This window comes from Corynebacterium poyangense (assembly GCF_014522205.1).
Classification (GTDB): domain Bacteria; phylum Actinomycetota; class Actinomycetes; order Mycobacteriales; family Mycobacteriaceae; genus Corynebacterium; species Corynebacterium poyangense.
This window is the reverse complement of sequence record NZ_CP046884.1, coordinates 2470118-2482618: the sequence shown is the minus strand read 5'-3', so window position 1 is coordinate 2482618 and position 12501 is coordinate 2470118. Positions and strand designations below refer to the sequence as shown.

Sequence of the window (12501 nt, the reverse complement as noted above, 5' to 3'; positions counted from 1 at the left end):
AACGTGTCGGAGAACAGTGTAGAAAAAGAAGTAAAGCCGGTGGCACTTGTCACCGGTGGGCGGCAGGGTCTCGGATTAGGTGCGGCTAAGGGGTTGGCCCTCCGAGGGTTTGACGTAGCCATCGTTGATTTGTCGGAGCCTGACAGTGCCACGGATTTAGTCCTTCAGGAACTGAGAGAGTTCGGGGCGACCGCGCGATATTACCAACTGGATATTTCTAGGGTTGAACGGCATCAGGAGGTCGTTGATCAAATATGGGAAGATTTCGGGCGTCTTGATTGTCTCCACAATAACGCAGGCATAGCGGCTCGACCGTTGACGGATATATTAGAGCTCTCCCCTGATGCCTTTGATCGAGCTGTAGATATCAATCTGCGGGGGACATTCTTTTTAAGCCAAACAGTAGCCAGCCGCATGGTAGAAGACCCCGATCGGTTCTCGGATGGGATCTACCGGTCCATTATCATAGTGACCTCCATAGCCGCAGAACTCGTCTCCCCTGACCGTGCGCAGTACAACATTACCAAAGCGGGACTCTCCATGCTCGCTAAAATCCTGTCCTACCGTTTGGGGCCTGAAGGAATAGCAGTTCATGAAATCCGGCCCGGTTTTATGCAAACAGCCATGACAGCTTCTGCAGGATCTCTTGAGATAGAAGCTGCCATCGCAGATGGGCGGGTACCACTGTCGAGGTGGGGAGATGCTGATGATATCGGCACTGCTGTAGGAACGTTGGCTTCGGGCGACCTCCCCTATATGACTGGCCAACCCATTTGGATCGCGGGGGGACTGAATGTTGTCAAGGCAACCTGATAATTCTGTTCTAAAAGTTCAAAGGAAACAAATGAAAAACAATATAGCTGGCCAGACCGCAATCGTCACAGGCGCTGCAGGTGGTATAGGAAGTGCTGTTGTAACCAAGTTCCTAGAAAGCGGCGTTAACGTCGTTGCCGTTGACCTTCATCAACAAGCTCTTGAAGTATTGATTGAAGAGGCCGGCAGCACAAGAGGAAAAATTATCACTCTGGTGGGAGATGTCACCGATCCATCGCTTGCCACCCGGGCAATGGAGCTTTCCCAGTCCGAATTTGGTGGCCTAGACATTCTGATTAATAACGCTGGCATGGGTTCAGGCATGGTTCCTCTATGGGAAATCGACCTTGAGACGTGGCGCCGAGATATAGACGTCAACCTGACTAGTCAATTCTTGATGCTCAAGGCAGTTATACCAGAAATGATCAAACAAGGCTACGGACGGATTGTTAACACAGCCTCAGCTGCTGGCATGGAAGGTCATGCTCTGTCTAGCCCTTATGCCGCAGCGAAAGGTGGTGTAATTGCCATGACGAAAGCTGTAGGGAAAGAACTTGCCATGAAGGGGGTTTTAGTCAACGCCATCGCACCGGCGCTTATCGGTTCAGGAATGCTTGACCAACCATGGTTTGACGAAAAGACCAAAAAGCAGCTTTTGGAGCGAATCCCTATGGGCAGAGTAGGGGAACCCGCAGAAGTTGCAGAAATGATTGCCTTCCTCGCCTCTCCCTCCCTTTCTTTCTCTACCGGAGCCGTCTTTGACCTCTCCGGAGGCCGTGCTACCTACTAATATTCTGAGGAACTACATGGATAACACCGTCAATACCCCTCCACATTTTGCTGAATTGCTTGCAGATTCTCCTAAAAACTGGGGAAAGTGGGGAAATGAAGATGAAATTGGGTCGCTTAACTACTTGAATGAGCAGGAAGCCCTGAGAGGTAAAGCTGCGATCCGCTCGGGAAAAACCTTCACCCTTGGCATCCCAATCGCCGATCCCGCTGGAGATCCTGTGTGGCCAGGACGCCGTCCCACTCAGCGTTTTAACGTTATTGATCGTTCTCATTTCGCGTGTGGCAAGGGTCCTGTAATTCCTGGGGGTGCGGAGTATGCCGACGACGTAGTAGTCATGTATCTGCAGGGCACCACCTAATTTGATGCGCTTGGCCACGCCTGGCATAGCGATCAGATCTACAATGGCTACCCTGCAGAGAGTACCATCGGGGCGACGGAAAAAGCCTCTATTATGCCAATCGCGGAGCATGGAGTTGTCGGGCGAGGCGTACTGATCGACATTGCTTCCTACCGTGATAAAGCAGTGCTGGCACCGGGTGAGACTTTTGGCCTCGAAGATCTTCTCAAGACAGCCAAAAAGCAGGGCATCGAAATTCAAAAGCGAGATATTCTACTTATCCGCACCGGCTGGATTGGTTCGTACTATAACGGCGATGTGGAGAAATTCCACGCCACTCCCTTTATCGAACCCGGGCTAACCTACTCGCCTGAGTTAGTTCAATGGTTCGCTGACATGGAAATACCTGTGTTAGGTACGGACATTATCGCCAATGAGGTCACTATCGACCCAAATAACGGTACTAGTCTGCCGCTCCATCAGGCACTTATGCGTAACCTTGGCGTCCTCTTCTGTGAAATTCTCTCCCTTGACGCCCTGGCAGATGACTGTCACAAGGATGGGCAGTGGAACTTCTTGTACAGCGCAGCTCCACTCAAAATCCATTCGGGCACTGGTGCCCCAGTTAACCCAGTGGCCATTAAGTAAGGAAGGTCCATTTTGATGGTGTAACTCCCTCACCTTTTGGGCAAAGGTGGATAATCTATCGATTGAATTGAGCTGCAGGATTTGGATACAGGCTGAATATAGGAGGTATAGATCCTAAAGGTCTTGTAGGGGATTTTGAAAAGACGAATCTAGCTGTGGAGAATGTATCCCGGTACTGCACATGCATTGAGATGACCTAGCAAAAATTCCGGATATCTTGTGGCATCAGGAATGTTGTGGTTAACACTTCGGACGTCTCAGTCGAGATGATCATAGATAGACTTTTGGAGTTTCTTTGTCGCTGATGGCTTGCTTGGTCGAAGCACTGATCCATGCTGGGGCACCGGTAATTTGACACCAGGCGATGCCACAAGATTTTTAAGAGAGTTGCTGAGGTTTTTCTTCCTGAAGATTCACTTACCTTGCACATCAGAAGGGGAGTCTGCGTCAAATTGGCTATTAAGCCGATCTCATGCGAACTCGGTTAGACTGCGATGGGAAGCTGAATTAGTACGTGAACCCGCGATACAGACCGATGGACATCGGCGACTACCTAATCTCACCAAAATCCGATTATCGGAAGGCACTGCTGTGCCAAGGAGAGCGAACTAGGAGTCTTCGACAGCAGTATTGCCGAATCATGTAGCGTCATCTGATCTGGTGTTTCGGATTCCACCACGGAATCGCGGCTCCGCGACACGCATCATCAAAGGGACCCTCTGTCATGAAGAACGGCTACATCCTTAGGTGTTAGCTTTAGCTCTGCCGAAATTGGTCAGTAATCTTTACTGAGCGAAGGCGTGGGTCAGCGTTGGTGGAGGACTCCTCGACGTCGTGCTTCATTGACTGCTGCTGTCCTGTTGTCTACTCGCAGTTTTCGATAGATATGGATGAGGTGGGTTTTGACTGTTGCGAGCGAAATAAAAAGATCGGCAGCGATGTCTTTATTGCTGGCGCCGGTTGCTACTAGGGTCAGGATCTCAATTTCTCGTTGGGACAGTGCTTCATCAGGAAAGCTGAGCTGGGTAGCTAGGGCTTGAGCCACCTCGGCAGACAGAGTTCTTTTCCGCGCTGCAGTGTCTAGAACAGCTTGATGCAACACCTCTTCTGGGGCATCTTTGAGTAAATATCCCAACGCCCCGGCGCGGATCGCGGCGACAATGTCAGACTGGGTGTCATAGGTGGTCAGCACTAAGACTGGGGGGCCGGATAATTCCGATAAGGTTGCGGTGGCGGAGATCCCATCCACGCCGGGCATCTGAAGATCCATCACCACGACATCAATGTCTCCGGGATGGGCGCGGACTGTGGTGATCGCATCCTGCCCATTAGCGCCTTCCCATGCCACGTCAATATCGGGGAAGGCATTTAAGATGGCACGAAGTCCAGCCCGAACAACCGGGTGGTCATCTACTAGCATCACACGGATCACGCGGCCTCCTTGGTTGACACTTGAGCGCTAATAATTGTGCCAGTTTCGGCCTCACTTACCACCTCTAAAACACCGCCCACCTCGTTGAGTCGAGCGCGCATCCCAGAGATCCCAAAGCCTGCTCCTTCCTGGGCGCCACCTTTGCCATCATCGCGGATGTCCAGCGCCACTTGTTCCGGCCAGTAGGTAAGGGCTACTTGGATACGTTGAGCGTCGGCGTAGCGCACCGCATTGGCGAGTGCCTCTTGGGCAACTCGGTACAGGGCATCGCTCACTTTTGGGGAAGGTTCGACGCCCGATCCCTCCACAACAAACCTAATCTGCACTGCGTTATCCAAGGCCTTTTCCTGGCGTCGGGTCCGTTCTACTAATTGTTCGAGGAGCTGCGGTAGGGACATTCTTTCCTGGGAAAGAGAAGCAACTAGTGCTCTGGCTTCCGCTAAATTGCTTTGGGCAACGTCATGAATAGTGTTGAGTTGTTCACTGGGGTCGGCGCTATGGTGCGCAGCCCGAGATAACAACACAATGGAACTAAACCCCTGGGCGAGGGTGTCATGAATTTCATGGGAGAGTCGCTCCCTTTCTGCAAGCTGCCCGGCTCGTTTTTCGGCTGCGAGCAGTTGCGAGCGAGTGCGGCGTAGCTCCTCAGTTTCGTGGAGCAAGATCCGGTAAATATAAAATGCACCTACGGCTGTGACCACACCTATTCCGGGGCCGAGCGCGGCTCCCGCGGTGGTGGCTGGGTGAGGTCCGAGGGTGATCCACCCCCAGCTGGCGAGGATGGCGAGTAGTCCGAGGCGGGTGCCAAAAACCTGGAGAAGGATAAAGACGAGGGGGAAAAGCAGCCAACTGAAGCTGGGGCTGAGGTACACCAAAAGTACCCATAGTGCGAGGATGATCGCCGCCCAGAGAGTAGCGAAGCGAGAAAAATCTTTGCGGCTTAGCCCTAGTGCAAAGCGTCGTTCCCAGCCGGTTCCTAGGACGTAGCACAATCCAAAACTACTGGCGGTGAGTAGCAGAAGTGCAGCGGTGGGGTGAGGCGAAGATATCACCCCTACGCCAAGGAGCAGCGCCACCATAAGGTGCAGTACCAGGCGAAGCCACCGCAGCCCTTGGGCCAATGGCGAAGAATGGAATACAGCGGGGTTCACACTGCACTAGCGTAGAAGCCGGGGGTGGTGGGAGGCATCAACCAGGTGGTTGATTCCAGAACCAGCCAAGAAACTGATGTTTTCCCACCCCAGCAGCAGCGAAACTAACACCATGTTTGTTTCCCTGAGAGATATGCTCCATGCCAAGGGCAGGTTTTTATTGATGAGCGGCACTGTCGCCCTCATTACCTTCCTGTTGGTGGGTTTAAGCGCACTAACCGGAGGTTTAGCTAAACAAAACACCTCCGCTCTCGAGGCGCTCAACCCAGCCCAGATAGTTATTGCTGTTCACGACGGTTCTCCTGCCCGGTTTGATACGTCCCAGATCACTCCGCAGCAACAAGAACAGTGGGCGGCGGCAGTAGGCGTCGAACCTACTCCCATCGGGATTAGGCAAGGACGGTTAAGCGCCTCTGATTCTGAAGCTGTCACCTACATTGGTTTGCCTGTAGGCACAGTAATTCCCGGTGGTCAGGGAGAAATCCACGCCGGGCAGCTAATGTACGACAAGGAATTAACCTATAGTCACATGCCGGTGGTGTGGACAGATTTTGCTACCTGGCAAGAAAAAACTCACAATCAGCAACCCACTGCTCTTCTGCTCGACGAGCCTGTTGCGAGCAATCACGGCGATATTGCTGGCACCCAAGCTTTGAGCTTGTGTCAAGCTTTTCAAGCCTTACCCGCTTATTCCTCAGAACATGGTTCTCTACTCACCATGCAGGCCTTGCTCTATGCCATCTCAGCACTAGTCATCGTGGCTTTTCTCAGCATCTGGACAATGCAGCGAACCCGAGATGTAGCAATTATGCGCAGTCTCGGGGCTAGTCGGAGTTTTGTCCTCAAAGATGCGCTCGGGGGTGCCGCATTGACCATCATCATCGGCGTTAGCATCGGCACGATAGCTGCGGCAGGTCTGATGCTTCTAGCCAGTGCCGTGGTGCCAGTGCAATTGGGGCTATCGACCATTCTGCTTCCCGCCGTGGGAACCAGCATTTTGGGATTAGCTGCGGCGTGGCTCGCCACCCGGAGAGTAACCACTATTAATCCGCTATTGGCGTTAGGAGCAAGTTTGTCATGACAACACCACAGATAGAACTGAGAAATATTACTGTTAGTTACCCCGATGGTGATCGGCACATCACCCCCGTGAAGAACGTTAATCTCCAGATCTCTGCCGGACATATGGTGGCAATTACTGGAGAATCCGGATCTGGAAAATCGAGTGTGCTGTCGGTTATTGCGGGACTGACGGTTCCCACCGAAGGGGAAGTATTCATCCGCGGAGAAGTTCTGCCGTCGGATGAAGAAAACCGGACCCGGTGGCGGAGGAACACCATGGGGATGGTGTTTCAGACTCCTAATCTCATCCCCTCGTTGAAGGTCGCTGAACAACTAGAACTGGTGGGGAAAATTCAGGGGAAGCCCATACCGCAAGGCCGAATACAGGAACTTTTAGACAATGTTGGTTTAGCGGGTCTGGAACAGCGCCCAGTACAACGACTCTCTGGAGGGCAACGCCAACGTGTAGCTATTGCTCGGGCCTTGGCTGCTCAGCCCAGCATCCTGATCGCTGATGAGCCTACCGCGGCATTAGATAGTCAGCTTTCCCATCAGATTATTTCTATCCTTCGTGACGTAACTCACCAATATCAGATAGCCACCGTTCTGGTTACTCATGATCGAGCTGAAGCTGCGCGGGCAGATCGTCAGTATCACCTGCGCGATGGAACATTGATTCCGGGGGAAGAAATGGTTATGTCGACGTCTTTCTAGCTGCCGCCCGAAGTTCATCATGTGCACTGTTAGCTGCATAAATTCTCAACTCAGATAGGGCGAAGGAGAGGTTTTGTCCGGCGGCTTTCTTCAGCTTCTGATGGCTAAGCCACGGGAGAATCGACGTATCAGCTTCACGCTTAGCGGTGCCGTGAGCCGTGACTGTTCTTCTGTGATTTTGGTTGTGCCATAAGGGAGCTGCCAGGATATTCGACTACGCTGGTGCGCGTAGAAAATGTCCCCGATCTCCAACGGAGGCCTTAAAAGAATGAGTAACCAGCCAGTAGAGCGGTTACAGCGATTGCTCTTACCTAGACATGGTGAACCTCATGATGTGCGGATGCTTTATCTCCACGAAGCAGAGCACAATACGGTTCGGCTTCGGTGGGAAGATCGCGGTACTTTAACCCTTCCTGCTGGTACCGAGGCAAGCTTTGAAACCTACTTCAATGCCTTTCCGGCTTCCTATTGGCGACGCTGGTCTCAGCTAGATTCCGTCATTCTTTATCTCCAGACCAGGGGAGCAGGAAGCATTGAGGTTTATCGCTCTAAGGTCAACGGGACCAGGGTTCATGTTGCCAGCGCGGCTACGCAATCAGGGGAAGTGGCTATTGAGATCTCCTTAACGCATTTTGAGGATGGCGGATGGTTATGGTTTGATGCCGTCGCGGAAACGGAACTTCGGATCAGTGGTGGGTGGTACGCTCCGTGCCAGCCCCAGGCACAAACGATGCCAGACGGCTCCCAGGTGGGACCATTTCGCGCCGGGGTCACAGTGGGAATCCCGACCTTTAACCGCCCCCGCGATGCCGTCAATGCGCTTCAAGCTTTAGCAAGTGATCCTGAGGTGGATCAGATTATTGAGGCAGTGATCCTCCCTGACCAGGGCACCCAACACCCCGCCGATGAGCCCGGCTATCACGAGGTCGTAGAACATTTCGGAGAGCGATTCCATGAATTCCGACAAGGAAACCTGGGCGGTTCCGGCGGGTATTCTCGGATTATGTTTGAATCCCTCACCAACGTGGGGGACTCTCCCTATACCCTCTACATGGATGATGACATCGTTATTGAGCCGGAATCGATCTTGCGTTCCGTTCAAATTGCTCGATACGCCCGGTCACCTTTCATCCTGGGCGGACAAATGCTCAACCTGCAGGAACGCGCCCAGCTACGCACGATGGGAGAAATCGTCGATCCTCGGACGTTTATGTGGTCTCCTGCACCCTACGTCCACTATGACCATGACTTTGCGGAACATCCCCTCAGCGATTGCCAAGACCCAGGCCCCTGCCCCCGCGGCTATAGCAAAGAACAATGGGCTGCTAAGACCTCCCGGGACTTACACCGCCGAATAGACGTGGACTTCAATGGATGGTGGATGTGCTTATTCCCCCGGGTAGTCTGTGACGCTATTGGTTTGCCTTTACCGCTATTTATTAAGTGGGATGACACCGAGTATTCTCTCCGCGGCAAGCAAGCAGGTTTTCCCACAGTCACCTGGCCAGGGGTAGCGATTTGGCATATGGCGTGGGCGGATAAGGATGATGCAATTGATTGGCAAGCCTATTTCCACCTGCGGAATCGGTTGATCGTTGCGGCCATGTACCATGATGGCCCAGTTCAGGGAATCATCGCCAACCTGCGGAAATCTACCTTCAAGCACCTCATGTGCATGGAGTATTCCACCCTGGCTATCCAACTTGAGTCCATGCGAGATTTCCTCGCCGGCCCGGAGCATCTCTTTGACATCTTGGAAAGCTCGTTGCCCCGGATTAACGCTATCCGCAAGGAATATTCCGACGCCCAAGTGCTGCCATCTGCTGCGCAACTGCCCGCTGCTAGCGGTGCCCCAGGGGTTCCGCTCCAGGATATTGGTGGTCGGCTAGCGAAAGTGAAGAAGCTGCGTTGGCTGTATAAAGGGCTGAAGCATTCATTCACTGAAGCGAAAGCGGAACACCATGACTGCCCCCAAGTAAACCTCACCCCAGATCAAGCACGATGGTTCTCTCTCTCGCGCCTAGATTCTGCAACGGTTACCACCGCTGGTAATAATGGCGTGGTCTTCCGGAAACGGGATCGCGAGTTAGCCAAGAAGTTGCTCAAAGAAACTTGGCAGTTACAAAAAGAGATTGCTGAACGTTTTGATGAGATGCGGGAACGCTATCGGGCAGCACGCCCGGAACTAAGTTCACGGGAATCTTGGGAGAAGGTCTTTAATGAATGAGTCTGATCTATTAGTGCGGCTCCAAAAAGCAACTGCCCACATCCCTGGGGTGTTATCTGGGGCTCGAGCTTTGAGTTTTATGGGGGAACATTCTGCCGGCTGGTTGGGGCTGGCTGGGGTCGGGGCGTGCGTCGAACCTCAGCGACGGAAAGAGTGGTTAGGGCTCGGGGCGGCTGCCTTAGGAACCCACGCAGCCTCAGTTGTGATCAAAAGAATTGTTCGCCGACCTCGGCCTCATGATCCGCGGATCAAGATCGGGGTAAAAACTCCTTCTCAGCTGAGCTTTCCTTCGTCACATGCGACGTCTACTACTGCCGCCATGGTGTTTTTGTCGCGGATGATGAACTCTGCTTGGCCGCTGTCAGTTGTGCCGATCATGATGTGCTCGCGTATGGTGCTGGGAGTTCACTATCCCACTGATGTCACCGCGGGGGCGCTGTTAGGCGCTGCCGGTGCAGAGCTAACCCGGAAGATAGAGAGGCAAATAGCGTGAGCGAATCAGACCAGATCCATCTGGGCTCCGAACCGCACACCGAGGGTATTGACAACCTCAAGAAAAGGCAGCCGCCGAAGAATCTCCTTGACGGCATGATTAAGGCACTTCGCCCTAAACAATGGGTGAAGAATGTCTTGGTTGTTGCTGCACCTGCCGCTGCGGGTGCCGATGCGTTCCTGGATAAACGCACCATTCTTGACGTGGTGTTGGCGTTTATCGTGTTTTGCTTTGCGGCCAGCTCTATTTACCTCATCAATGATGCTCGTGACGTGGAAGCAGATCGGCAGCATCCCACAAAACAGTTCCGCCCTATTGCTGCTGGTGTGCTCCCGGTGGGCGTGGCCTACGGCATGGCAGTTATCCTCATCGCCCTGGCCATTGGGATTAGCTATGTCGCGACCTCAGGCCACGCGCTTGCCATCGTGGTGGCGGTCTATATTGTGCTGCAGCTGGGATACTGCTTTGGCTGGAAACATCAACCGGTCGTCGATATTGCGTTAGTGTCCTCTGGTTTCATGCTTCGTGCCATGGCTGGCGGCGTAGCAGCCAATATTGAACTTTCCCAATGGTTTCTTTTGGTGGCTGCTTTCGGTTCTCTCTTCATGGCCAGCGGCAAGCGGTATTCCGAACGCTTATTATCAGAGCGAACCGGCGCGAAAATCCGCAAATCTCTCCAGGGCTACACCCCCACCTATCTGAGGTTTGTCTGGACTCTCGCCGCCACCGCGGTGGTTATGTCCTACGCACTCTGGGGTTTTGAGCTATCCCATAAGACGGGCGGAGCAGCAGGTATGTGGTATCAAATCTCCATGGTTCCCTTCACCGTGGCTATCTTGCGCTATGCCGCAGACGTTGACCGGGGTGATGGGGGCGCACCTGATGAGCTAGCTCTTACCGACCGGGTTTTGCAATTACTGGCTGTGCTGTGGCTGTTGTGCATTAGTTTAGCGGTATATATAGTCCCGGCCCTTTAAGATATGATCAACCATTATGACTAATCGACGGGGTTCGCTTAATCCTGCTTTCATCAGCACCATGCTGAGCGCGACCCTCCTTGCCGTGATCGCGGCGATTGGTGGCTGGATGCGCCGCTGGATTGCTGATGACGGCCTCATTGTGCTACGCACCGTGCGTAATCTTCAAGCTGGTAACGGTCCAGTCTTTAATGCTGGAGAGCGAGTAGAAGCCAACACTTCTGCACTATGGCAGTACTTGTTGTGGATAGTTGCTGAGATTACCCACTTCAAATTGGAAGTGGTGGCTCTTGGCGTGGCCCTTGGTTGCACGGTGGCCGCCGTCTTTATTGGTGCTCTCGGGGCCGGGCACCTTTATCGTCGCTCCACTCATTGGCTATTAGCTCCAGTTGGCGGTCTGGTGTACCTGTGTCTTCCGCCGGCTCGAGATTTCGCCACCTCCGGTTTGGAGTGGGGCTTGTCTCTTCTCTGGCTCGCCCTTCTTTGGCTGTTCCTGGTGTTATGGTCCGACGATTCCTGGCCGTGGATATGGCAACCGCTGGCCCTGTGGGCAGGCCTGAGTTGGTTGGTTCGCCCAGAGCTCGCTCTCTATGGGGGAGTAGTAGCTTTAGTTTTACTTTTTAGCGCGCCATCATGGCGACGTCGCATGGCGATCATGGCGTGGGGCTTACCGTTGCCCCTGGCCTATGAGATTTTCCGGATGGGCTACTACGGTTTGCTCACTCCACATACTGCGGTGGCTAAATCAGCCAGTGGTGCTGAATGGGCGAGCGGTTGGCATTACCTCACTAATTTTGCGCACCCCTATGTTTTGTGGTTGGTCATGCTTCTCGTTATTGGCCTGGTGTGTTGGCAATACTGGGTGCGCAGTCAGGAAACCCATCAGCGCCGGCCGCTTCGTTCCCATCTCATCATTGTCGGCATCATGCTAGGGTGCAGTGCGCTCCACGTCCTCTACGTCATTCGGGTGGGTGGGGATTTCATGCATGGCCGGATGCTTCTCATCCCGCTTTTTGCTGCTCTTCTCCCGATCATGGTGCTGCCGGTTGTCCCGCTTTCCGCTTCGTCTCGGCGTCTTGGTGCGATGGTTCCGGGTGTCGTAGGGCTATGTCTGGTCGTGGCATGGGGCGGCATCGTGGCGGTGCGTTCTTCCCAAGCCTGTACTGATCCAGCTCGCCCAGAACATTTGGGAGTTATTGATGAGCGGGAATTTTGGACGTGTGATACGCAGCGTGCGCCGGGGGATGGGCCAAAGAATGCCGAGGATTTCCTCCGCGCCGGGGTGATGCGTGATTTTCAGCCGGTTTTGCAAACAGCTATCCACGACCATGCCGCGCAGCTTCAACCGATCGTAGTGCAACAAGAGCCGACGTTGTTATATTCCTGGATGCCTTTGGCTCGTCCGGCGGGAGGGAAAGCACCTACCCAGCCGTTGAATCTGTATCCGACCGTATTAGGAACACCGGGGATGATTGCCCCCCTTGATGTGCAGGTGCATGATGCCGTGGGCCTAGCTACTCCGCTTGCAGCTCGTATGCCGCGCATTGAAGGCGCTCGAATTGGTCATGATAAATGGCTCCCGGTCATTTGGCAGGTAGCTGCTAGTGATGCCGATATTCATCAGCTTCCGGGCTGGATTAACAGAGATGATGTTGTACTCGCGCGTGCGGCACTTCAAAAACCGGAATTCCAGGAACTTTTTGCCACGTATCAAGATCCGATGAGTTTCAGCCGCTTCATGAAGAATATTCGTTTTGCGTTAACTACGGGGCGTCATCTTCAATTCTCCGCTAATCCTCGGGATTATTTCACTGAGGCGGAGATCGCCGAGATTTTGCACGCCAATTAGGAGAG

At 53.5% G+C, this 12501-nt stretch carries 10 protein-coding genes and 1 pseudogene; 9 read left to right on the top strand and 2 right to left on the bottom strand.

The annotated features are described in order from the left end of the window. Window positions 1-3: 3 nt before the first annotated feature. The 3 genes and pseudogenes from GP475_RS11725 (at window position 4) to GP475_RS11715 (ending at window position 2591) form a co-directional block, all read left to right on the top strand. Window positions 4-813 (top strand): 3-ketoacyl-ACP reductase, encoded by an 810-nt coding sequence (locus GP475_RS11725; RefSeq protein WP_224399757.1) that lies wholly within the window; start codon window positions 4-6, stop codon window positions 811-813. Between the two features lie 31 nt (window positions 814-844). After that, window positions 845-1603 carry an SDR family NAD(P)-dependent oxidoreductase gene (locus GP475_RS11720; protein WP_187974532.1) on the top strand — a complete coding sequence of 253 codons (759 nt, stop codon included), beginning with the start codon at window positions 845-847 and terminating at the stop codon, window positions 1601-1603. A 16-nt stretch (window positions 1604-1619) separates the two neighbouring features. Further along, window positions 1620-2591: pseudogene (locus GP475_RS11715) on the top strand (cyclase family protein). Window positions 2592-3396: 805 nt separating this feature from the next. On the opposite strand, the gene GP475_RS11710 reads toward GP475_RS11715, so the two are convergent. After that, entirely contained in the window at window positions 3397-4023 is a 627-nt protein-coding gene (locus tag GP475_RS11710) for a response regulator (protein WP_187974531.1), read from the bottom strand. Next, complete coding sequence (locus GP475_RS11705) at window positions 4020-5174, bottom strand: sensor histidine kinase (RefSeq protein WP_187974530.1); 1155 nt, start codon at window positions 5172-5174, stop codon at window positions 4020-4022. Before GP475_RS11705 ends, GP475_RS11710 begins: the two co-directional genes overlap by 4 nt. 163 nt (window positions 5175-5337) lie before the next feature. Between GP475_RS11705 and GP475_RS11700 the strand changes: the two genes are divergently transcribed. The 6 genes from GP475_RS11700 (at window position 5338) to zomB (ending at window position 12496) form a co-directional block, all read left to right on the top strand. Then, window positions 5338-6255 (top strand): ABC transporter permease, encoded by a 918-nt coding sequence (locus tag GP475_RS11700; RefSeq protein ID WP_224399756.1) that lies wholly within the window; start codon window positions 5338-5340, stop codon window positions 6253-6255. Continuing rightward, window positions 6252-6950 (top strand): ABC transporter ATP-binding protein, encoded by a 699-nt coding sequence (locus GP475_RS11695; RefSeq protein WP_187974528.1) that lies wholly within the window; start codon window positions 6252-6254, stop codon window positions 6948-6950. Before GP475_RS11700 ends, GP475_RS11695 begins: the two co-directional genes overlap by 4 nt. Before the next feature lie 268 nt (window positions 6951-7218). Continuing rightward, on the top strand, window positions 7219-9177 hold the full coding sequence (locus GP475_RS11690; RefSeq protein WP_187974527.1) for a glycosyltransferase: 1959 nt from the start codon (window positions 7219-7221) through the stop codon (window positions 9175-9177). Further along, window positions 9170-9670 carry a phosphatase PAP2 family protein gene (locus GP475_RS11685; RefSeq protein ID WP_187974526.1) on the top strand — a complete coding sequence of 167 codons (501 nt, stop codon included), beginning with the start codon at window positions 9170-9172 and terminating at the stop codon, window positions 9668-9670. Before GP475_RS11690 ends, GP475_RS11685 begins: the two co-directional genes overlap by 8 nt. Further along, a complete protein-coding gene (locus GP475_RS11680; protein WP_187974525.1) occupies window positions 9667-10647 on the top strand; it encodes a decaprenyl-phosphate phosphoribosyltransferase in 981 nt (326 codons plus the stop codon). Before GP475_RS11685 ends, GP475_RS11680 begins: the two co-directional genes overlap by 4 nt. Window positions 10648-10663: 16 nt before the next feature. Beyond that, window positions 10664-12496, top strand: coding sequence for a flagellar motor control protein ZomB (gene zomB, locus GP475_RS11675; protein WP_187974524.1), 1833 nt, complete (start codon window positions 10664-10666; stop codon window positions 12494-12496). Window positions 12497-12501 lie beyond the last annotated feature (5 nt).